The sequence below is a fragment of the Lactococcus sp. S47 genome (assembly GCF_016517475.1).
Taxonomy (GTDB): Bacteria; Bacillota; Bacilli; order Lactobacillales; family Streptococcaceae; genus Lactococcus; species Lactococcus lactis.
On record NZ_JACVUB010000004.1, the window covers coordinates 166,103 to 188,913 of the forward strand.

The window sequence follows — 22,811 nt, forward strand, 5'->3', positions numbered from 1 at the left end:
TTATGCATTCAAAACTTTTGATAAGAAGTCTTGTAAACGGGGATGTTTTGGGCTATCAAAGAGTTCTTCTGGTGTACCATCTTCCAAGATAACTCCACCATCCGTAAAGATTACGCGGTTAGCAACTTTACGTGCAAAGCCCATTTCGTGAGTAACAATAAGCATTGTCATTCCTTCTTCGGCCAATTTTTGCATAACGGCTAGAACGTCACCAACCATTTCAGGGTCAAGTGCTGAGGTTGGCTCGTCAAAGAGCATAACGTCAGGATTCATTGCGAGGGCACGGGCGATAGCAACACGTTGTTTTTGACCTCCTGAAAGCATTTCAGGCATTGCATCTTTTTTATCTAACAAGCCAACTGTTTCAAGAAGTTGAATTGCTTTTTTATCTGCATCATCTTTTGACATCTTTTTCAGTTCAACTGGAGCATAAGTAATATTTTGCATCACAGTCATATTTGGGAAAAGATTGAAATGTTGGAAAACCATTCCAACGTTTTGACGAACAAGATTAAGATTTGTATTTTTATCAGTAAGGTTAAATCCGTCAATAATAATATCGCCAGAAGTAGCTGTTTCAAGCCCATTTAAAGCTCTAAGAAAAGTTGATTTTCCAGAACCTGAAGGGCCAATGATGCAGACTACATCACCTTTTTCAAATTTTGTTGTAATTCCTTTTAGAACTTCGTTTTTTCCAAAAGATTTGTGAAGATCAGTGACTTCGATTTGAGTATTGATTCCCATATTAGTATGTTCTCCTTATTTCATTCTTTTTTCTACGCGACGTCCAATCCACATCAAGAAGAGGAGGACAATCATGTAAACTAAACCAATTAATCCATAAACACGGAAGGCTTGGAAGTTACGTGCCACGATAATTTGACCTGTTTGGAGCAATTCAACAAGTCCGATAACTGAAACTAATGTTGTATCTTTCAATGTGATGATGAATTGGTTAATCAAACTAGGGATTGTAATTTTAATGGCTTGAGGTAAGATAACCTTGCGCATTGATGTCAGGTAAGTCACACCGAGCGAACGACTGGCTTCCATTTGTCCAGAAGGTACAGCTTGAACACCAGAGCGAACGATTTCTGCAATATAAGCAGAAGAGTTCAAAGTAAGGGCGATAACACCCGCTGTAAATTCATTAAGTGGTGATTGATGACCCGTAATGATTTGTAACAGGTTAGGAATTCCGTAGAAGATAAAGATTGTTAACACTAAAAGCGGAATTGAACGGTTAAGGTCAACATAGATGCGTGCAATTGTACGTAGAATCTTGCTTGGAGCTACTGAGAAGAGTCCAAAGATAATTCCGACGATCATTGCTAAGATAAATGAGAGAATGGCAAGTTCAAGAGTAACGAGTAGACCACGGCCAATTTGTTCCCAGTTATTTTGTAAAATACCAAAGAAAGTATTTTCTTTTGCGCTTGATTGGATTGTTTTAGCATCACTCGCTAAATATTTATCAATGATTTTATCATATTCACCATTGGCACGGAGATTTGCTAAACCATTGTTAAACATTTCAATCAACTCTGGATTGCTTCCTTTTTTAACAGCAAATCCATATTGTCCGTCAGGAATTGGTTTAATTGGAGTGGCAAATTTTTGCCCTTGTTTAATGGCGTATTTAATGACGGGTTCGTCATCCATTAGAGCATTGATAGAACCGTTATTCAATGATGAATACATGGTTGTTGCATCAGTGAAAGTTTTTACAGTGTAGCCATATTCTTTTGCATGGGCATTAAGATAATCAAAAGAAGCAGTTCCGTTTTTAGCACCAAGAGTTTTACCTTTAAGGTCTTTCCATGACTTGATAGAGTCATCTGTACTTGATGTGGCAATGGTTAAGTTTGAAGAATAGTAAGGACTACCATAATCGAAAACTTGTTTACGAGCATCAGTGATTGACATTCCTGACATCATTCCGTCAGCATGTCCAGATTGAACAGAGTCAACAGCTGCTTGGAAACCGATGAAATTCCATTTTAGTTTGAAACCTTGGTTTTTAGCAATAGCGTTAAGCAAGTCAACGTCGATACCAGTGAATTGTTTATCATCATTTTGGAATTCAAATGGAGCGAAGCTATTATCTGAAGCAATGGTGTAAACATCTTTTTTAGGTGTTGCTTTTTTAGTGGCAGTAATCCCATATTTTTTGAGGATTTTATCATAATCTCCGTTTGATTTCATTTCAGCGAGTGCTTTATTGAAACCATCGACGAGCGTTGAATTTTTGCCTTTCATTACGGCAAAACCATAGCCTCCTGGAAGGGAGATTGATGGGAGGTTCATTGCTAAATCTTGCCCTTGTTTCATAGCGTAAGAAATAACTGGAACTTCGTCCATTGCTCCAGCAATATTACCAGAGCTTAGAGCGGCAAACATATGAACACCGTCAGAATAGGTTTTGATTGTGTAACCATATTTCTTTTGATTTTCTTGAAGCCATGTTTGTGCAGCAGTCCCATTTTTTGCTCCAACTGCTTTACCTTTAAGATCACTGTAATCAGAAAGTTTAGAGTCTTTAGTTGTAGCAATGGTTAATGCTGATGTATAGTAAGGATTTGAAAAATCAAAAGTTTCTTTACGTTCGTCAGTGATTGTCATTCCTGCAATTACACCATCTACTTGTCCAGCTTTAAGGTTTTGGAGAGCTGCATCAAAACCAGGATATGACATTTCTAATTTCCAGTCATTGATTTTAGCAACTTCTTGCATGATATCAACATCAATCCCTACCCATTTTTTCTGACCATTTTGAAATTCAAATGGAGCGTATGAGCTATCGGATGCAATTTTTACAGTTGTCTCGGCCTTAACCGAAGGTGCGACTAGGAAAGCTGTAACAGTGGCAAGCATCATTGCCAGAGCGAAAAATAATTTCTTCATTTTGTCTCCTCGAATATGAGATTTGAGCTTGTCTTCTTTTAAATATAAAAAAATGAAAATTAAAAAAATGTTCTTCTAAATAAGTGTTGGAATAACATTCTTTTAGTTTCCTATATTTATTAGTAGCTAAGCTCAGTTTATTTTATTCTGGAAAAATTATACCACAAAAGTTGCTTATAAGCAAGCTGATGTTAGGTTTTCTGACATTGTTTGACCATTAGTTTTGAGATTTCTCTGATAAATTATAAGAAAGTTGTTATTGTCAAAAGGCCCTTTTTGTTGTAAAATTGAACGAGTGCTTGAATGAATTCTTTATGGATGTATTCTATTTAAGTAAACAAAACTATTGTAAGAATTTTTAACTTTTGAAAAGGAATATTATGTTTGTACAACTTTCGATTTTTGGTTTCTTTAATGACTGGATGGCTAATTTTGCCCAGATGCCTAATGGTCATATTTGGATATATGTTGTTTTAGGGGCGATTATTTTTATTGAAACAGGATTAGTGATTTTCCCCTTCTTGCCTGGGGATTCCATTTTATTTTTTGTTGGTTCTTTGGCAGCAATGTCAAACGGAAAATTATCTATTGGCTTATTGATTTTGGTGATGGGGATTATTGCCTTCATTGCTAATCTGTTGAATTATGAAATTGGTCGAAGATTTGGGGATGTCATTCCAAAACATAAATGGCTTTCTCGCTTCTTAAAACCAGAATATATGGAAGAAGCTCATCAATTTTTTGAAAAATGGGGTTCTTGGGCCATTTTCTTAGGGCGATTCATGCCAATCATTCGGACGATTGTTCCATTTACAGCTGGTGCTGGTAAAATGCCACATAAAAAGTTTATTTTCTTTAACTTCATCGGTGGTTTTGCTTGGGTTATTGTTGCCTTAGGTGCAGGCTATTTATTTGGTGGAATTCCTTTTGTTAAAAAACATTTTGAAATCATCATGATTGCCATTGTCTTTGTGTCACTACTACCGGCAATTATTGGCATTTTGAAACGCGTTCTTGGAAGTCGCAAGGAAGCTTAACTTTATGATAAAATAGGACTTACAAAACTGTCAGTCCTTTTTTTTATCGATTGATATGTCAATGACAATAGAATTTACTGACAAAGACACTAGCATAGTTGAGCCTTTTGCGTCTTGCGCAATTATGGATATATTAGTAGTTTCATCAGTAATTTTGGAGAATTTTTATGAACATTAACGGCTACACTCGTATGGCTGCTGTTGTAGCAAACCCAATTAAACACAGCTTGTCACCATTTATTCATAATCTGGCTTTTGATTTAACGAATGAAAATGGTGTTTATTTAGCATGGGAAGTTGAGGCTGAAAAATTGCCAGCTATTGTGGATAATGTTCGTACTTTGGACATGTATGGACTTAATATTTCAATGCCTTATAAAACAGAAATTATTCCATTTATGGATGAATTGAGTCCGGCAGCTGAATTAATTGGAGCTGTTAATACAGTTGTCAATCAATCAGGGAAATTAATTGGACACAATACAGATGGTATAGGATTTTTCAATAGTTTAGAAAAATATCATTTCAATATCCAAAATAAACAAATGCTTATTCTTGGTGGAGGGGGTGCAGCAATTGCAATTATTGCTCAGGCAGCTTTGTCTGGAGCTAAAAAAATTGTGGTCGCAGCAAGAAAATCGGCCTCATATATTCCGCTAAAAGAAAAATTGGAAAAGCTGTCAGTAAAAACAGGGATTGAAATTTTACTGACAGACTTATCTGAAGCTGATAGATTACAAAAAGAGTTGAAACAGACCGACTTATTAGTAAATGCAACCTCAGTTGGAATGGACGGAGAATCTTTGCCGCTGGAAAAGAGCTTAGTTCTTCCTGAAAAACTTTTGGTGGTAGATGCTATTTATAAAGTTAGAGAAACACCATTTTTACGTTGGGCAAAAGGGCAAGGAGCTCAAACTGAAAATGGACTTGGCATGCTCATTGGACAGGCGGCGGAAAGCTTTTATTTATGGACAGGTAAAAAAATGCCTGTTGCAGAAATTACATTAGAAATGGAGAAAGAAGCATGAAATTAAATGTGAATTTACCAGAATATCCCTATGATGTCATCATCGAAAATGGGGCCTTGGCTAATATTGGAACTTGGGTTTCTTCATTGTGGAAGAAGCAAAAAATTGTTTTGATTTCTGATAATCATGTCAATGGACTTTATGGTCAAAAAGTTGTTGACCAACTTGAAAAAGTAGGTTTTGAAGTGGCAACTTTTGAATTTCCGGAAGGAGAAGCCAGTAAAAATTTACTGACAGCCGAAAATGCTTGGAACTTTTGTGCCGAATTTGGATTGACTCGTTCTGACGGAATTATTGCACTCGGTGGTGGAGTAACAGGTGATTTAGCTGGTTTTGTAGCTTCTACTTACATGCGTGGCATCCATTTCTTACAAATTCCAACAAGTTTGACCGCCCAAGTGGATAGTTCTATTGGTGGGAAAACAGGAATTAATTCCAAAATGGCTAAAAATATGATTGGGACTTTTACACAGCCTGACGGGGTGTTAATTGACCCAGAAGTTCTGCAAACGCTCGGTCAAAGAGAATTCCGTGAAGGACTGGGGGAGGTCATCAAGTGCGCCCTAATTGCTGACAAAGACCTCTGGAATTTACTGACAGACTTGTCAGCGGATGATTTGGTAAAAAAGCTTGATAAGATTGAAGAAATTATCTATCGGTCTTGTGAAGTAAAACGAAAAGTGGTTGTTGATGATGAATTAGACAATGGTGTACGGCTCTATTTGAACTTTGGTCATACAATTGGACATGCTGTTGAAAATACTGCAGGCTATGGCAAAGTGATGCATGGAGAAGCAGTTGCTATTGGAATGGTTCAAATCAGTAAAATTGCCGAACTCAAAGGTCTTATGCCCAAAGGAATTACTGACCAGATCCGAAAAATGGTCAAAAAATTTGGTTTACCTGACGAATATCAACCTTGGGATGAAGAGCTTTTGTTTAAAGCATTAACTCATGATAAAAAAGCACGAGGAAGAATCATCAAAACCGTTATTGTTCCTGAAATTGGTACCGCTAAAATTAATGAAGTGACTTTTGAAGAAATGAAAGACTATCTCAAAAAATAACTTGAGTTATTCGGAGAGGAACCCTATCTAAAAATTACAAAAATGTGGTAGCATTAAAAAACTCCCAGCTTTTATAAAAGCTGTAAAAACACTTATTTAAAGGAGAAACGATGTATATTTACCTAGCTTTTGCTTTAGTTGGCGGTTTTTTACTTGCTAATCAAAATCCAATCAATGCGGATTTACGAAAAATTGTTGGCTCACCATTTTTAGCCTCTGGAATTTCCAACTTTGTTGGTTCGATTTTTTTAGGAATCATCACTTTAGTGACAAGTCAAACACTTTTTCCTAGTTTTCAATTTGTTGGCTCACACCCAGCATGGATATGGATTGGTGGGGTTCTTGGTGGGATTTTCCTAACGTCTAATGTTTTACTTTTTCCAAGATTAGGAGCTGTCCAAACAGTGATTTTACCTATTTTGGGTCAAATATTGATGGGGACACTTATTGATTCATTTGGCTGGTTTCATGCCATGCAACTTCCGATGACTCTGATGCGCTTTTTGGGAATTATTATTACTTTAGCTGGTGTTATTGTCGCGGTTGTTCTTCCTAATTTAAAAGAAAAAGAAGCAGAAACGCACCAAACTAACTTACTAGGCTGGCGAATTTGGGCGGTCATCGTTGGGGCAATGTCAGCTGCTCAACAAGCAATTAATGGCCGATTGGGAGTTTTACTTGAAAATACTGCACAAGCAGCCTTTGTTTCGTTCTTCATTGGATTTTTAGCTATTTTTATCGTTTCTCTTTTTATTGACCACCGTTTGCCAAAAATTTCAGAATTAAAAAAAGCAAAACCTTGGAATGGAATTGGTGGATTTTTAGGAGCCTCATTCGTTTTTGCAACAGTCGTTGCTGTTCCGCAAATTGGTGCAGGGCTGACAATTATGATGGGCTTGATTGGACAAATTTTAGGCAGTATGTTGGTTCAACAATTTGGTTGGTGGCGCTCAAGTAAATATGGCATTCAAATTTGGCAAATTGTTGGGATTCTAATTATGCTGACCGGAATAATATTCATTAAATTTTTATAAAGTAGCTAGTAATATGGAACAGGGCTTCACGCTCACTGCCTTCCGTCTGCGCGTTCACTAAGCAGTAATATCTATAAAAGAACTTAGAAAATTGAGGATAATCACTCTAAAATGTTTACTCAAAAATCATTTGAAATTTTTAAAATAGAAGGTTTAGAACCAAGAATGACTGAGATTCGTTCTGAAATTCAACCTGTTTTTTCTGAAATTGGTCAAAAGTTACTGACAGAGCTGTCAGTAAAAATTCCAAATCAAGAATTTTACTTTCACATCGCTCAACATCGCAGAAGAACAGCAAATGCGCCTGAAAATACTTGGTCAGCAATTTCCACAAAAGTCCGTGGTTATAAAATGGAAGCCCATTTTCAATTAGGAATTTGGGAAGATTACGTTTTTATTTATTTATCAATGATAGACCAGCCTAAAAAGCAAAAAGAATACGCCAACTTACTGACAAATCTGTCAGTAGAAAAGTTACTGACAGAAGATTACGTAATCTCAAAGGACCATACAAAAGCAGAAGCTTATCCCCTGTCAGCATTTAGAGAAGCCGCTGAACGCTTAGGAAAAGTAAAAAAATCTGAATTGGAAATTGGACGGCTTTGGCCTAAAGAAAGATTTAACGGCAAAGAGGACTCAATAATTCTAGCGGAAATGATAGAAACAATTGACCAACTCCTACCGATTTATCAAAAATTAATGGAGGCATAATCTAATGACGACATTTATTTGGGATTTAGATGGAACACTAATTGATAGCTATGAGGTGTTTTTAGAAGCCTTGTCCGAATCATTTGCAAACTTTAACCTACCATTTGACCGAGAAACAGTATATAATTTTATAAAAGGTCAGTCAGTCAATGCTTTACTAAAAGAACAACCCGTTCCTTTTCAAGAAATAAAAGAAGATTTCACGACAAATTCAACAGCTAAAAATGACGAAATTAAATTAATGGTTGGTGCAAAAGCCGTTTTAGATTGGACTCAAAAAGAAAAGATTCAAAATTTCATTTATACTCACAAAGGGAAAAATGCTTATGATTTGCTTAATCAGCTGGAAATTTCCCCCTATTTTTTAGAAATAGTCACTTCTGAAAATGGATTTAAAAGAAAACCTCATCCTGAAGCAATCAATTATTTACTTGAGAAGTATAAATTAAAGCCTGAAGAAACCTATTATATTGGTGACCGAATCCTTGATATTGAAGCAGCCCATAATAGTGGCATTCAATCAATCAATTTTCTTTCAGCAAAAAATTCACAGCAAATTAATAAATTAACAGATATTATTCAAATTTTTGAAATGAAATAAGTAAAAAGTTACTAAAAATGGAGGTATAAAATGCGTTATTTTACAGCGGGAGAATCTCACGGCCCAAGACTTACAGCAATTATTGAAGGAGTGCCAGCCGGTCTCTCATTGTCAGCAGAAGATATTAATATTGAACTTAAACGTCGTCAAGGCGGCTATGGTCGTGGCGGACGGATGAAAATTGAGTCTGACCAAGTTGAAATTACTTCAGGCGTTCGACACGGAAAAACAATTGGTAGCCCGATTACACTTAATGTTACAAACCGTGATTTCAAGAATTGGGAACAGATTATGGCAGCCCAAGATGTTGAAGATAAAATTAAAAAACAACGTCGTTTGACCAAACCACGCCCAGGACATGCCGATTTAGTTGGCGGAATGAAATATGAATTTGAAGATTTACGAAATGTTTTAGAACGTTCGTCAGCGCGTGAAACAACAATGCGTGTTGCGGTTGGAGCTGTGGCAAAAAAACTACTTCACGAATTAGAGATTGAAATAGCCAATCATGTCGTAAATTTTGGCGGACGAGAAATTACAAGTCCAGAAAATTTAAGTGTTCAAGAGATTCGTCAGACAGCTGGCCTTAGCGATTTGTCTATTTTTGATGAGAGTCAAGCAGAAGAATTACGCAATTACATCGACCAAATAAAAAAAGCTGGAGATACAATTGGTGGAATAATTGAAACCAGAGTAGAAGGAGTTCCGGCAGGTCTTGGTTCTTATGTCCAATATGACAGAAAGTTGGATGCAAAAATTGCTGCTGCGGTTGTTTCTATCAATGCCTTTAAAGGAGTTGAATTTGGACTTGGATTTGAAGCAGGAAAACGACCAGGAAGTCAAGTGATGGATGAAATCATCTGGTCTGAGGATAAAGGCTACACTCGTTCAAGTAATCAGTTAGGCGGTTTTGAGGGAGGAATGACAAATGGTGAACAAGTCATCGTCCGTGGAGTCATGAAACCTATTCCAACATTGTATAAACCCTTGATGTCTATTGATACCGAAAGCCATGAACCATACAAAGCAAGTGTAGAACGTTCTGACCCAACCGCTCTTCCAGCAGCAGGAGTTGTGATGGAAAATGTAGTAGCAACGGTAGTCGCTCAAGAAATCTGTGATAAATTTAATTCAGATACAATGAATGAACTAAGAGACGCTGTAGCCAGTTACAAAAAGCGCTTGTCAGAATATTAAAAAAAACAAAGCCTATCTTGGGCTTTTTTTATAAAATAAATAACTTACGAATTTGTAAGTTTTCAGGTGTACATTTCTTGTTACAATGAATTTATCAAGAAAACATAAGGAGAACAAAATGAAAAAAATACTTTTTGGAATAATAGCACTTATCATCCTCGTCGGTGGAGCAGGTTTTGCATGGTACAAAGTAAGTTATGGTGGAGGAACCTACTACGTTCAAATCACAAAAGACGGAAAAGAAAAAGAAGTCAGTGATAATTCAGGAAAAAAATTTAAAGAATATGATTATGATATAAAATCCTATCAAAAAGATGGAAAAGAAAAGAGAGTTACATTTATGGCAGACCACAATCTCCGTAAAGAAGCTTACCTGAAGTTAACAGTTAATTCCGTTAAAGGAGTAACCTCTTGGGAAGAAGTTAAAAAGTCAGAGGTTCCTAAAGAAGCCCTTAAGAAATTAAATAATAACTCATAAAAATAGTCTCAGAAAGAAAGAGGAAAGAACATGACATTTTTGCAAATTAATATTATGCTAATGACCATTACAGTTATTTTGTCTTCACTAATGGGCGCTTGCCTCCTTTATTCCATGAAGGCAATGCGAACACGTTTAGCTAAAATAAATAAAAAGAACGAAATCGAAAGATAAGATAGGAGAAAAACATGTTACTCGAAGTAAAACATCTCAAGAAAATTTTTAAAACAAGATTTTCAAAAGAAGAAACCACAGCCCTAGTTGACATTGATTTTGGTGTAGAAGAAGGCGAATATATTGCCATTATGGGGGAATCTGGTTCAGGAAAAACAACCTTGTTGAATATCCTATCAACTCTTGAAAAACCAACTTCTGGACAAGTACTCTTAAATAAAGAAGACATTACGGCTATTAAAGATAAAGAAATTTCTGCATTTAGACGTGATCATCTCGGTTTTGTCTTTCAAGATTTCAATTTACTTGATACCCTTAACGTCAGAGACAATATTTACCTTCCACTCGTTTTATCAAAATCAAGCGTAGAATTAATGAAGAGTAGACTAAAAATTCTCGCACCTAAACTAAACATTGAAAATCTCTTAGAAAAACAACCTTTTGAACTTTCAGGAGGACAAAAACAGCGGGTTGCTGTAGCACGTGCCTTGATTAGCCAACCTGATTTAGTTCTTGCCGATGAACCCACAGCTGCTTTGGACTTTAAAAACTCAGAAGACTTACTCAACCTTTTTGAAGAAATTAATGATAGTGGTCAAACCATTATCATGGTTACTCACTCAAGTTTAGCTGCAAGCCATGCGAAACGTGTTCTTTTTATAAAAGACGGTGTTCTTTACCATCAACTTTATCGTGGTGAAAAAAGCTCAACTGAATTTGCAAAAGAAATTACTCTTTCAATGACTGCTTTCTTGGGAGCATCAGAGGATGAGGAGGTGTCCTTAAATGCTTAGTTTAAAACTTGCGGCCAATAACATCAAAAAGGGATTTAAAAGTTTTGCACCTTTTTTAATGGCCTCAGTTACGATGTTCGTAATGATTTTCGTCACAGCATCAATCGCTTTATCTCCCTCTATTAGTAAATTAAAAGGAGGGAGTTCTCTTTCACAAGTGATGGGATTTGCATTGATTGTTTTATCTATTTTTGCAGTTCTTATCTTAGTTTATAGTTATCGCTTTTTACAAACTCAGCGCTCTAAAGAATTTGGACTTTATGATATTCTTGGCTTTGGTAAAACAAGAATTGTAGGAGTCGCATTTTTAGAATTACTCTTAAGCTATATCATTACGGTTATTGTTGGAACGATTTGTGGGATTGCTTTTTCAAAATTTCTCTTCTTAGTGTTTGTAAATATGATTGGAGGAAATTATTTTAATCTAGTCATTAGTCCCACAGCAATTTTATTACTTGCCATTCTCTTCTTTGTTTTCTTTTTAGTTTTAATGATGATCGGAGTTTGGATTATCTGGCGTTCTTCAAGTCTTGATCTTCTAAGAGAAGAGTCAAAAGGTGAAAAAGAACCAAAATCAAATTTATTTTTCGCCATTGCCGCAGTCATTCTTTTAGGAGCTGGTTACTATATCGCTTTAACGGTTGAAGACCCAATGGCAGCAATAATGAAATTCTTTATTGCCGTTTTACTTGTTATCTTTGGTACTTATCTTTTCTATATTAGTTTTACCGTTTGGTACCTTAAATTGAAAAAGAAACGTCCAAGTTACTATAAACCAAATAATTTCATTACAACAAGTTCTATGCTTTATCGAATGAAAGCAAATGCTGTTGGTCTAGGGAATATCACTATTTTGTTATCTATGACAATTGTGACCGTAGTTGTCAGTTTAGGTGTTTTTCTTGGAACTGAGAACTCAGTAAAAACCTACTATACCCGAGAAGCAAAGACTTATTCGGTTGCAAATAATACGGATGTAAAACAAGACATTGAACGAATTAAAAGTGCCGCAGCTAGCAAAAATATAGAAATCAAAAATCTATCTGATATGTACTATGCTCAAGATTTACAAGCCGATAGAGTCAAGTCGTCTAAAGATCAATTTATTACTTCAAATAAGCAAGGAGTGATGTTTGATAAAAATTCATATTTTGCGACCTTAACAACTGCTCAAACACTTAAATCTTTAGGAAATAAAGATATTCCTTCTTTAAAAGACAATCAAGTCTTAGTTGTGGACATATCGAAAAATAAAACGTCATTTGATAGTAAGATCAAATCAATTCAATGGTATGGAGAGACTTATCAAGTTGCTGACACGCTTAATTCTGTTAAAGATTTTCCATCAAGCAGTGTTGTAACGGTTTCTTCTAAGGTTATGATGATTGTCTTTGCTAATAATCAAGCTTTTGATAAAGGACTCGCTAATTACAATAAAACAATTAGTGATGATCAAGGATTTTCAAATCTTGCATCAACATCAATCATCTTTGATATCAAACCTGTTGATGAAAAAAGATTTACTAAAGCTTTCAAGGAAGAGTTTAAAGATAATAAAGATTTATCGATTTCATATAGAAGTGAAGCTTTGCAAGATCAGCGCGCTCAAATTGGAGGATTTGTCTTTGTTGGTTTTGTTTTAGGAATTAGTTTCATTCTTGGAGCTGCATTAATTATCTACTACAAGCAACTCTCAGAAGGGGCACAAGATAAACGCTCATTCAAAATTCTACAGGAAGTGGGACTTTCAAAAGAAGAAGTTCAAAAAACAATCAAATCACAAGTTCGTTTGATATTCTTCCTACCATTAGTTATCACTATCGCCCATTTTGCTGGTGCATATTTAATGATTGAAAAAATAATAATGTTGTTTGACATTAATGACCGCTCAGTTATTTTTACTATTTCCTTAGCAACAATTGCAATCCTTGCAATTATTTACTACCTCATCTATAAGGCAACGAGTCGTGTTTACTACAAAATTGTTGAAAGATAAAAAAGAAGGCATAAATATGCCTCTTTTTTTTGTTTAAATCCATATAGAAGAAACAAGGGAAGGAAAAAGCTACAAAAGAGAGCTACTTTTGATATAATAAAAGGAACAAAAACAATGGTTTTCTCGGCACTAAATGTATCTTTTGTTAGAGAAAAATAGTTACCTTTAGGGAAAGGAAAATATGACGATCTATCTTCATTCAATTCAAATTGGAGTTCTTCTCTTTTTTATATTTTTATTTATATCGTTAATTCCATATTTGATTGTACAATATCGTCGGTATGGTCGGATTAATTTTTGGCGCTTTTTTGTCAATTTTTCATTTATTCTTTATCTCATTTGCGCTTATGCCATGACAATTTTCCCGCTTCCTCCTGTGAGTGAAGTAGCAAAAATGACAGGTCCAAAGCAAAACTTAGTTCCATTTGAGTTTGTTCGTCAATTTATTTTATATAGTCCTTTTAATATAAATGAACCTTCAACTTGGCTTGCAGCTCTAAAAGATTCAACATTTATCCAACCATTTTTTAATCTACTTTTAACCTTGCCTTTTGGCCTTTATTTAAGATATTTATTTAAACGCTCATTTAAACAAACTTTTGTTTTAAGCTTTTTGCTAACTTTATCATTTGAACTTATCCAAAGGTCAGCTCTTTTTGGACTATATCCTCGACCTTATCGTTTGTTTGATGTTGATGATTTAATGATTAATACGCTTGGAAGTTTAATTGGATTTGGAATTGCGGTTATTTTTAGTCGATTTTTACCAGATTTGGATGCAACTAAGGTTGAAAGTTCAAGAGTTAGTCTTTCAAGACGTTTCATTGCCTTTTTAGTTGATTTGGTTCTTATTTTTATCATTGGAAGTCTTTTTCTACCAATAGGCTATTATTCAGAATTAATAATTTTAGGACTTGTCCCGCTAGTTCTCAAAGCAACGCCGGGTCAATTATTATTGAGAATTCAAATAAAAGCTAAAAATCGTTTTAGAATTGCTTTGCGCCAATTTTTATCTTTTGGAAACTTTGCTTTGATTGTCTCAGCAGAATATTTTCTTCAACGTTCAGGTACAATACCTCAGGATCAATTGGGACAAAACTTTTTACTTATTTTACTCTTTTTAGGATTGAGTCTTTTACCTCTACTAGATGTTTTAATTGCTTTTCTCTCGAAAACAAGAAAACTTTGGTATGAAAGAGTGAGTGATACAGAAATGATAGCAAAATTGAAAACAAATGAGGAGTGAATATGACTAAAATATTTATTGTAGAAGATGATGAAATTATTGTGAAAGCAATTAAGATTGCCTTAGAAAAAGAATTTCAAGTCAGAAGTGTTTCCAATTTTCGAGCAGTAAAACAAGAAATTATGGAATTTGAAGCAGATTTAGTATTAATGGATATTGGGCTACCATTTTATAGTGGTTTTTATTGGACAAATGAATTAAGAAAGCTTTCCCAAATTCCTATTATCTTTATTTCTTCGGCATCGGATGACATGAATCAAGTAACCGCTATGAATCAAGGAGCTGATGATTTTGTAACCAAGCCATTTTCATTAGAAATTTTAAATGCAAAAATAAAAGCTTTACTGCGCAGAAGTTATTCTTTTTCAGGGATTGAAAAGTTAGAATTTGCTGGTTATGTTTTATCTGAAAATACTTTGATTTCAACTCAAGAAGGTGAACGCGAAGAAATTGAGCTAACAAGTTCTGAAAATAAAATTTTAACTCTTCTTTTTCGTGGAAATGGTGAAGTGGTGACCAAGGAAAAAATTCTACAAGAGTTGTGGCAAACAGATGAATTTATTGATGCAAATACTTTAAATGTAAAAATGACTCGTTTACGCAAAAAACTTGGTGAAATTGGCTTTGATAAGCATATTATGACAAAAAGAGGAAGTGGTTATGCTCTGGTTTAAATTTTTTAAGTCTAAAATTCCACAAATTGGTGTCTTTTTGCTTATGTCAGCTATTTATATTGTGACATTTTGGCTTTGGCATCTACCAATGATGGCATTTGTTAACAGTACTTTATTTGCTGTCATTATTTTTATTATTTACCTTATCTCATCCTATTTTCGATGGAAAGCAAACTGTGAAGCTATTGAGAGAGTAGTGAAAGATAACGAAGAGTTGCAAAAAAAGTTAGAACAACAAAATCTTGCTGAGCGTGAAATGGAAGATATTATCAGGGTCTGGTCGCACCAGATGAAGGTCCCTTTGGCAGCTATTGATTTAATGACTCAAACTCAAGTTAATAGTGAGGAGCTGAAGAATCAGGTTTTTTCTTTAGAAAATTATCTAAAAATTCTTCTGGAATATCAAAGAATTAATAATTTAGCTACTGATTTCAGATTTGAAAAAGTGAGTATGGCTTCACTTGTGAAAGAATTAGTCAAAAAATATAGTAGCTTTTTTATTCAGAAAAACCTTTCAATCCAAATTGAAGGTGAATGGTTAGTCAATAGTGACCAAAGATGGTTGAGTCTGGCTGTTGAGCAATTACTGAATAATGCTGTAAAGTATACCAAAGAAGGTGGGATTCTAATTAAAATTAAAACTGGTGAAATAATCATTCAAGATAGTGGGATTGGGATATTAAAAGAAGACCTTCCTCGCCTTTTTGAACATGGATTTACTGGATATAATGGTCGGATTCAACAAAAGTCAACAGGTCTTGGACTTTATTTATCTAAATTAATTTTAGATAAATTAGAATTTGAAATTTCAATTAACTCTGAAATTGGAAATGGGACATCTGTGACAATAACGAAAGAATAAAAATGAAAAAAATATTAATCATTGGACTTGGTCTCATTGGAAGTTCAATTGCCTTAGGGATAAAAAGAGCTCATCCTGATTTTGAAATTCTTGGCTCTGATCGTGAGAACATTCAAGAAATTGCTCAAAAGCGCGGAATTATTGATTCTAAAGTTAGCTTAGTTGAAGGAGCTCAAAAAGCAGATATTATTATTTTGGCTGTTCCAATTATAACCACTTTGGAGCTTTTGAAAAAGCTAGCAACTTTGAATTTAAAAAAAGGCCTTTTGATTACAGATACAGGTTCAACCAAGAGTGAAATTGTTGAACTGGCAAATCAACTTTTTGATGAAGACAAAGTACGATTTATCGGTGGACATCCGATGGCTGGCTCTCATAAATCAGGAGTAATGGCGGCAGATATTAATTTATTTGAAAATGCTTATTATGTTTTGACCCAAGAAAACCAAGAATTACGTGATTTACTTAAAGGACTTCATGCCAAATTTATTATTTTAGATGCAAAAGAGCACGACCGAGTCACTGGGCAGGTTTCTCATTTCCCGCATATTTTGGCTTCGGCCCTTGTTTGGCAGTCAGATGATTTTTCAAAAGAACATCCTTTAGTGAAACATTTAGCGGCTGGTGGTTTTAGAGATTTAACTAGAATTGCAGAGGCTGACAGTTTGATGTGGACAAGTGTCTTATTATCAAATCCAGAAATTACGATTGATAGAATAGAAAATTTCAAAAAACAATTAGATGAAATTGCTTTAAAAATTGCTAATAAAGATTCTGCGGCTATAGAACACTTTTTTGAACAAGGTAAAAAAATCCGTCAAGCCATGGAAATTCATAAAGGGGCTCTGCCAAACTTTTATGATTTATTTATTTCGGTTCCCGATGAAAAAGGAGTTGTTTTAAAGGTTTTAGGCTTACTAGAAGATTTCTCAATAACAAATGTAAAAATTAATGAAGAAAATCGCGAAGATATTCATGGTCAACTTCAAATTTCATTTAAGAGAGCGGAAGATTTAAAAGAAGCACGAGAAATTATTGAAAAAGCAACTGATTTTACAGTTGTTTGATAAAGATTAAAGATAGGACTTTCTTAGTCTTAAAATCTTAGGAAAAATTGTTGAAAATAAAAGGGCTCTGAGCGCCCTTTTATGCTATAATAAATACTAAAAAATGTTTAGGATAATATAATGAAATTAAAGATAAATTCGCAAGGCCTAAAAGGACGTTTAAAAGTTCCAGGAGATAAATCAATCTCACATCGTAGTATTATGTTTGGCTCTATTGCTAAAGGAAAAACTGTTATTTATGATATTTTACGTGGAGAAGATGTCTTATCTACTATTGAAGCTTTCCGTGCGATGGGAGTTGAGATTGAAGATAAGGGTGAGGTGATTACTGTCCACGGTAAAGGAATTTCAGAACTTAAGGCTCCTGAAAAAGCACTGGATATGGGAAATTCCGGAACTTCAACTCGTCTTTTATCGGGAATTTTAGCAGGCCTTCCTTTTGAAACTACTTTGTTTGGTGATGACAGTTTATCAAAAAGACCAATGGATCGTGTAGCAACTCCTTTACAATTGATGGGGGCAGAAATTACTGGTCAAACCGATAAGGTTAAATTACCGATGACAATTAAAGGAAGCACGCATTTGAAGGCAATTGACTATGTTCTTCCGGTGGCTTCGGCTCAGGTAAAATCAGCTGTAATTTTTGCTGCTTTACAAGCAGAAGGGCTGACGAAAGTTGTTGAAAAGGAAAAAACACGCTCACATACGGAAGAAATGTTAGTTCAATTTGGTGGAGAACTAAAGGTTTCTGATAAAACAATTCTTGTACCTGGTGGACAAAAACTTGTGGGTCAAAAAGTAGTAGTTCCTGGAGATATTAGTTCGGCAGCTTTTTGGTTGGTTGCGGCCTTGGTTGTTGAAAATTCAGAACTTATTTTAGAAAACGTTGGAGTTAATGAAACAAGAACTGGAATTATCGAAGTCATTCAAGCAATGGGTGGACAGTTGGAAATTTTAGAGCAAGATAATGTGGCAAAGGCTGCAACTCTAAAAGTAAAAACTAGTCAATTGAAAGGAACTGAAATTTCAGGTGATTTAATTCCTAGATTAATTGATGAATTGCCAATCATTGCTCTCTTAGCAACACAAGCTCAAGGCGAAACAATTATTCGAGATGCGGCTGAGCTTAAAGTAAAAGAAACTGACCGAATTGCTGTTGTCGCGAATGCTCTTAATAGTATGGGGGCCAAAATTCAACCAACAGATGATGGAATGATTATTCAAGGTGGAACGAAACTCCATGCTCCAGAAAATTCAATTAATACTTTAGGTGACCATAGAATTGGAATGATGGCTGCAATTGCAGCACTTTTGGTTGAAAATGGGGAAATTGAGCTTGAACGCGCCGAAGCAATTCAAACAAGTTATCCAAGTTTCTTTGACGATTTAGAACAATTGTCGGAAAATATTTGAACTTAAGTGATTGGAAGTAAAAAATGAGTATCATTTTAATTGGATTTATGGGTGCGGGAAAGTCCACAGTAGCAAAACTTTTAACAGAAAATTTTACTGATTTGGATCAATTAATTGAAGATGAAATTGAGATGCCAATTGCTGAATTTTTTGAATTATTTGGGGAAGCTGATTTTCGTAAAATTGAAAATGAGGTTTTTGAACTTGCGCTGCAAAAGAATATAATTATTGCAACGGGTGGTGGAATAATTGAAAATCCAAAGAATTTAGAGGCTCTTGATAGAGAAGCTGGAGTTGTCTTTTTGACCGCTGATTTTGAAACGCTTTGGGAACGAATTTCGATGGATTTGCAGAATGTTCGTCCTCTAGCGCAGGATAAAAAGACCGCTCAACTTTTATTTGAAAAAAGAAAAAATGACTATGCAAAAGTGGCCGATTTAACGATTGATGTTACTGATAAAAGTCCTGAGCAAATTGTAGAAGAGATTCGTGAAAAATGGGGGATAAATTAAGATGAAAATTGCGTATTTAGGACCTCGTGGCTCTTTTTGTTCGGTGGTGGCTGAGACAGCATTTGTATCAGAAGAATTATTTGCTTATGATAGTATTCTGGATGTTATTGAAGCTTATGATGAAGGAAAATGTGATTTTGCTCTTGTTCCTATTGAAAATTCGACTGAAGGAACTGTGAATATGAGTATTGATAAAATTTTTCATGATTCTAAGGCGACAGTTGTGGCTGAATTTGTTTTGCCAATTTCACAAAATTTGCTGGCTCTTTCAAAAGAGGGGAAAATTGAACATATTTATTCCCACCCTCAAGCGCTTGCACAAACACGAAATTATTTACGAGAGCATTATCCACAGGCAAAGGTTGAAATTACTGATTCTACTTCAGCAGCAGCTGAATTTGTGAAAAATCATCCAGATTTGCCAATTGCAGCTGTTGCTAATTCTTACGCGGCTAAAATGTATGATTTAGAGATTGTTGCCAAAAATATTCAGGATTTAGCAGGAAATTCTACTCGGTTTTGGTTATTGGGAAAAGAGAAAAAATCATTTGATTTACTAAAAACAGGTGAGAAGGTGAGTTTGGCTTTGACTCTACCTGATAACCTGCCAGGAGCGCTTCATAAAGCGATTTCTGTTTTTGCTTGGCGTGATATTGATATGACAAAAATTGAATCACGTCCTTTAAGAACAAGGCTAGGTCAGTACTTTTTTAATATTGATTTAGTAAATAATGAAAAAAATAATTTAAAAATTCCTTATGCTCTTGAAGAACTATCAGGTTTGGGAGTAAAGGTTCGTTTATTAGGAAATTATGCAGTCTATTCATTGGGAGAGGTGTAAAGGTGAGAATTTATTTTGTACGACATGGTAAGACGGAGTGGAACTTGGCGCGACGTTTGCAAGGACAAAAAGGAGATTCACCTTTATTGCCAGAATCTTATGAAGCGATTGAACGAGTTCATAAGTTTTTAGAACCAATTGACTTTGACAAAGTTTTGTCGAGTCCACAAAAAAGAGCTTTGATTACGGCAGATTTACTGACAAATCAAAGTGTGAGTACTGACAAACGATTGTCGGAGTGGAATTTCGGGGAATTAGAGGGTTGGTTCATTAGCGATGCAATTGCTAAATATCCTAAAGAAATGCATGATTCACGTTTTGAGTTGGATCAATTTGATGGAAGTGTTTTTGGAGCTGAATCTGTGAGTTCTGTCTTGAATCGCTTTGATTCTTTGGCTCAGGATTTGTTGAATTCTAAAATGGACAATGTACTTTTAGTTGGTCACGGGGCTTCTGGAACGGCTGCAATGCGCCATTTAGCTGGCTTTCCAATTGCTGAATTACGTTCAGTTGGTGGTTTAGCCAATAATACGGTCACTGTTTTAGAATCAAATGCTGGCCATTTTGACTTAAAAATTTGGGATAAACAGCTATGATTGAAAAAACTTATTTTACTGGTTCGATTGAGGCAATATTTTTCTCCAATCCCAGTAATTTTTATAAAGTTCTACTCATTGAAATTGATGAAACTAATGCTGAATATGATGATTTTGAAATTGTGGTTAACGGGACAATTGGGGATGTGGTTGAAGGAGATTCTTATACATTTTATGGTCAATTGACGCAGCATCCTAAATATGGGGAACAATTACAGGTCAGTCAATATGAAAAAGCAGTGCCGACTTCTGGTGCTGGTTTAATTAAATATTTTTCTTCAGATAAATTTCCTGGAATTGGTAAGAAAACGGCAGAAAAAATTGTTGAAACTTTTCCTGAAAATACGGTAGATTCAATTTTAGAAGCGCCGGAAAAATTGGATGGTCTATTGACTCTAGCCAGAAAAAATTCATTTATCAAACGATTACGTGAGAATCATGGAATGGAAAAAGTGCTGACCAAGCTTGCAGAATATGGCTTACCAAGCAAAATCACTTTTCAAATTTATGAACTTTATAAAGAAGAAACGATTGAAAAAATTGAGGAAAATCCTTATCAGCTTGTGGAAGATGTTAAGGGAGTTGGTTTTAAAACAGCTGATAAGATTGCAAGTAGTTTAGGAATTGAAGCGGATAGCCCTAATCGATTTCGAGCGGCATTGATGCATGAGGTCAATACGCATTCGCAATCAACAGGCGATACTTACATTGAAGCCAAAAATTTACTTGAGATGACGATAGACTTACTTGAAGAAGCTCGTAATGTCGAGGTCAACCCGTCTGCTGTTGCGGAGGAAATTAATGGTTTAATAGTTGATGGAAAAGTGCAACAAGAAGGAACAAAAATATTTGAGAATTCCTTGTACTTCGCTGAGGACGGGATTCGGAAATCACTGACAGCATTAACTAATCGTTCGGGTAAAGATTTTGCTGATGAAAAGTTACTGACAGTATTGGCTGAAGTTGAAAGAGATTTAGAAATTACTTATGATGATTTGCAAAAGCAAGCCATTATTGGTGCAATGAATCAGCAATTTTTCATTTTGACTGGTGGACCAGGAACTGGTAAAACAACAATTATTAATGGTTTTATTGAAACTTATGCCCGTCTTCATCAGCTAGATTTGGACCCAGACCATTATAATGATGACGTCTTTCCTATATTACTGGCAGCACCGACTGGTCGAGCTTCAAGACGGATGAATGAGTTGACTGGTCTTCCAGCAGCGACGATTCACCGCCATTTGGGTTTGGGACAAGATGAAGCAGAAGATGCTCTTGGAAATGAATTGTCTGGTGCTCTTTTGATTGTTGACGAATTTTCTATGGTTGATACTTGGTTAGCTAATAAACTTTTTCAAGCGATTCCTGGTTCAATGAAAGTTCTCCTTGTTGGAGATGCTGACCAGCTTCCTTCTGTGGGGCCAGGACAAATTTTTGCGGATTTACTAAAAATTCCAGAAATTCCGTCAGTAAAATTGGATAAGATTTTTCGTCAAGGGGATGATTCTACCATTACCGATTTAGCTCACCACATCAAAGATGGGCAATTGCCAAGTGATTTCACGGCGAAAAAGCCTGACCGTTCTTATTTTGAGGTCAGTGCTAATTTTGTTCCTCAGATGGTTGAACAAATCGCAAGTGCATGGCAAAAAAGAGGGAATAATCCTTTTGAATTACAAATCTTAGCGCCTATGTATAAAGGAATGGCCGGAATTAATGCAATGAATGTTCTTTTGCAAAATCTCTTTAATCCGCTTAACGACCGACTTGAATTCGCTTTGGGTGATATGAAATTTCGTGAAGGAGATAAAGTTCTTCATTTAGTAAATGATGCTGAGGCCAATGTATTTAACGGAGATTTGGGACAAATCGTAGAATTGATTGCAGCAAAATATACTGACAGTAAACAAGATGAGTTGGTGATGGATTTTGATGGTCAAGAATTGACTTATCCAAGAGCGGAGTGGTATAAAATTACTCTGGCTTATGCGATGTCCATTCATAAATCTCAAGGTTCGGAGTTTTCCACAGTTATTGTGCCGATGGTTTCTTCGTATTCACGGATGTTAGAGCGAAATTTGCTTTATACGGCAATTACAAGGGCCAAGCAAAGTCTGATTTTACTTGGTGAAGAACGAGCTTTTGCACAAGCGGTGGCGCGTGAAGGAGCGAATCGAAAGACCTATCTGATTGAGCGATTTATGGGAGAAAATCCAGCGGCTAAAAATCTGTCAGTAGAAATTGTGAGTGAAAAAGTTACTGACAAAAAAGAAAGATCTGACAAAGAGAAGAAGCCTGCAGCGCCAGTAGAATTACAAGGGCAAATTCGTTCTGTCAGTAAAAAAATGCCAGCACAAGTAGAAGAAATTTCTTTATTTGAAGATGAAGAAATTGAAACACTGGATAAGGGAAGCTTGACAGAAGCACTTATTTTGTCAGGAAATTTTGACCCTTTAATTGGTTTAACTCAACAAGACTTTGCAATCTTTAATAAATAAAAAAATACTGACAGAAATTGCTGTCAGTATTTTTTTGTTTCTATCAGTACTTTTTGATATAAAAAAATCTGCCAAAGA

The 22,811-nt window shown here is 35.3% G+C and carries 22 protein-coding genes; 20 read left to right on the forward strand and 2 right to left on the reverse strand.

The genetic code is table 11. The annotated features are described in order from the left end of the window. Both IAE52_RS05780 and IAE52_RS05785 read right to left on the reverse strand, forming a co-directional pair. Positions 1 to 744, reverse strand: coding sequence for an amino acid ABC transporter ATP-binding protein (locus IAE52_RS05780; RefSeq protein ID WP_003132766.1), 744 nt, complete (start codon positions 742 to 744; stop codon positions 1 to 3). 15 nt (positions 745 to 759) lie between these two features. Then, positions 760 to 2,904, reverse strand: a complete 2,145-nt coding sequence (locus IAE52_RS05785) for an amino acid ABC transporter substrate-binding protein/permease (protein WP_033899958.1) — start codon at positions 2,902 to 2,904, stop codon at positions 760 to 762. Positions 2,905 to 3,284: 380 nt separating this feature from the next. On the opposite strand from IAE52_RS05785, the gene IAE52_RS05790 reads away from it, so the two are divergent. From IAE52_RS05790 to IAE52_RS05885, 20 genes are all read left to right on the forward strand, one after another. Next, positions 3,285 to 3,941, forward strand: a complete 657-nt coding sequence (locus tag IAE52_RS05790) for a VTT domain-containing protein (RefSeq protein ID WP_003132768.1) — start codon at positions 3,285 to 3,287, stop codon at positions 3,939 to 3,941. A gap of 167 nt (positions 3,942 to 4,108) precedes the next feature. Then, positions 4,109 to 4,969 carry a shikimate dehydrogenase gene (locus tag IAE52_RS05795; protein ID WP_012898335.1) on the forward strand — a complete coding sequence of 287 codons (861 nt, stop codon included), beginning with the start codon at positions 4,109 to 4,111 and terminating at the stop codon, positions 4,967 to 4,969. Next, positions 4,966 to 6,036 carry a 3-dehydroquinate synthase gene (aroB, locus tag IAE52_RS05800; protein ID WP_058203548.1) on the forward strand — a complete coding sequence of 357 codons (1,071 nt, stop codon included), beginning with the start codon at positions 4,966 to 4,968 and terminating at the stop codon, positions 6,034 to 6,036. The genes IAE52_RS05795 and aroB overlap by 4 nt, the downstream gene beginning before the upstream one ends. 110 nt (positions 6,037 to 6,146) lie before the next feature. Then, positions 6,147 to 7,070, forward strand: coding sequence for a DMT family transporter (locus tag IAE52_RS05805; protein WP_003132772.1), 924 nt, complete (start codon positions 6,147 to 6,149; stop codon positions 7,068 to 7,070). A 111-nt stretch (positions 7,071 to 7,181) separates the two neighbouring features. Further along, on the forward strand, positions 7,182 to 7,781 hold the full coding sequence (locus IAE52_RS05810; protein ID WP_033899965.1) for a DUF1054 family protein: 600 nt from the start codon (positions 7,182 to 7,184) through the stop codon (positions 7,779 to 7,781). A 4-nt stretch (positions 7,782 to 7,785) separates the two neighbouring features. Then, entirely contained in the window at positions 7,786 to 8,382 is a 597-nt protein-coding gene (locus IAE52_RS05815) for an HAD family hydrolase (protein ID WP_109991122.1), read from the forward strand. Between the two features lie 30 nt (positions 8,383 to 8,412). Beyond that, the gene (gene aroC / locus IAE52_RS05820) at positions 8,413 to 9,579 is read left to right on the forward strand and encodes a chorismate synthase (RefSeq protein ID WP_023164466.1); all 1,167 of its coding nucleotides are present in this window, start codon (positions 8,413 to 8,415) and stop codon (positions 9,577 to 9,579) included. A gap of 118 nt (positions 9,580 to 9,697) precedes the next feature. Further along, positions 9,698 to 10,057, forward strand: coding sequence for a YxeA family protein (locus tag IAE52_RS05825; protein ID WP_010906119.1), 360 nt, complete (start codon positions 9,698 to 9,700; stop codon positions 10,055 to 10,057). A 30-nt stretch (positions 10,058 to 10,087) separates the two neighbouring features. Continuing rightward, on the forward strand, positions 10,088 to 10,231 hold the full coding sequence (locus IAE52_RS05830; RefSeq protein WP_014570691.1) for a hypothetical protein: 144 nt from the start codon (positions 10,088 to 10,090) through the stop codon (positions 10,229 to 10,231). 14 nt (positions 10,232 to 10,245) lie between these two features. Further along, positions 10,246 to 11,025, forward strand: coding sequence for an ABC transporter ATP-binding protein (locus IAE52_RS05835; protein WP_012898329.1), 780 nt, complete (start codon positions 10,246 to 10,248; stop codon positions 11,023 to 11,025). Then, positions 11,018 to 13,021 (forward strand): ABC transporter permease, encoded by a 2,004-nt coding sequence (locus IAE52_RS05840; RefSeq protein WP_058211660.1) that lies wholly within the window; start codon positions 11,018 to 11,020, stop codon positions 13,019 to 13,021. Before IAE52_RS05835 ends, IAE52_RS05840 begins: the two co-directional genes overlap by 8 nt. A gap of 181 nt (positions 13,022 to 13,202) precedes the next feature. Continuing rightward, complete coding sequence (locus IAE52_RS05845) at positions 13,203 to 14,267, forward strand: VanZ family protein (protein ID WP_017864900.1); 1,065 nt, start codon at positions 13,203 to 13,205, stop codon at positions 14,265 to 14,267. A gap of 2 nt (positions 14,268 to 14,269) precedes the next feature. Then, positions 14,270 to 14,941: a response regulator transcription factor gene (locus IAE52_RS05850; protein ID WP_003132782.1), complete on the forward strand. Its 672-nt coding sequence runs from the start codon at positions 14,270 to 14,272 to the stop codon at positions 14,939 to 14,941. Then, positions 14,928 to 15,803: a HAMP domain-containing sensor histidine kinase gene (locus IAE52_RS05855; RefSeq protein ID WP_012898325.1), complete on the forward strand. Its 876-nt coding sequence runs from the start codon at positions 14,928 to 14,930 to the stop codon at positions 15,801 to 15,803. The genes IAE52_RS05850 and IAE52_RS05855 overlap by 14 nt, the downstream gene beginning before the upstream one ends. Before the next feature lie 2 nt (positions 15,804 to 15,805). Then, positions 15,806 to 16,870, forward strand: a complete 1,065-nt coding sequence (locus tag IAE52_RS05860; protein WP_010906116.1) for a prephenate dehydrogenase — start codon at positions 15,806 to 15,808, stop codon at positions 16,868 to 16,870. A gap of 120 nt (positions 16,871 to 16,990) precedes the next feature. After that, positions 16,991 to 18,283 (forward strand): 3-phosphoshikimate 1-carboxyvinyltransferase, encoded by a 1,293-nt coding sequence (aroA, locus tag IAE52_RS05865; RefSeq protein WP_103055050.1) that lies wholly within the window; start codon positions 16,991 to 16,993, stop codon positions 18,281 to 18,283. Positions 18,284 to 18,306: 23 nt separating this feature from the next. Further along, the gene (locus IAE52_RS05870; protein ID WP_058211658.1) at positions 18,307 to 18,795 is read left to right on the forward strand and encodes a shikimate kinase; all 489 of its coding nucleotides are present in this window, start codon (positions 18,307 to 18,309) and stop codon (positions 18,793 to 18,795) included. 1 nt (position 18,796) lies between these two features. Next, the gene (pheA, locus tag IAE52_RS05875; RefSeq protein WP_014570689.1) at positions 18,797 to 19,636 is read left to right on the forward strand and encodes a prephenate dehydratase; all 840 of its coding nucleotides are present in this window, start codon (positions 18,797 to 18,799) and stop codon (positions 19,634 to 19,636) included. A 2-nt stretch (positions 19,637 to 19,638) separates the two neighbouring features. Next, positions 19,639 to 20,232, forward strand: a complete 594-nt coding sequence (locus IAE52_RS05880) for a histidine phosphatase family protein (RefSeq protein ID WP_200136734.1) — start codon at positions 19,639 to 19,641, stop codon at positions 20,230 to 20,232. After that, positions 20,229 to 22,733: an ATP-dependent RecD-like DNA helicase gene (locus tag IAE52_RS05885; protein ID WP_109991120.1), complete on the forward strand. Its 2,505-nt coding sequence runs from the start codon at positions 20,229 to 20,231 to the stop codon at positions 22,731 to 22,733. The genes IAE52_RS05880 and IAE52_RS05885 overlap by 4 nt, the downstream gene beginning before the upstream one ends. Positions 22,734 to 22,811: the final 78 nt, after the last annotated feature.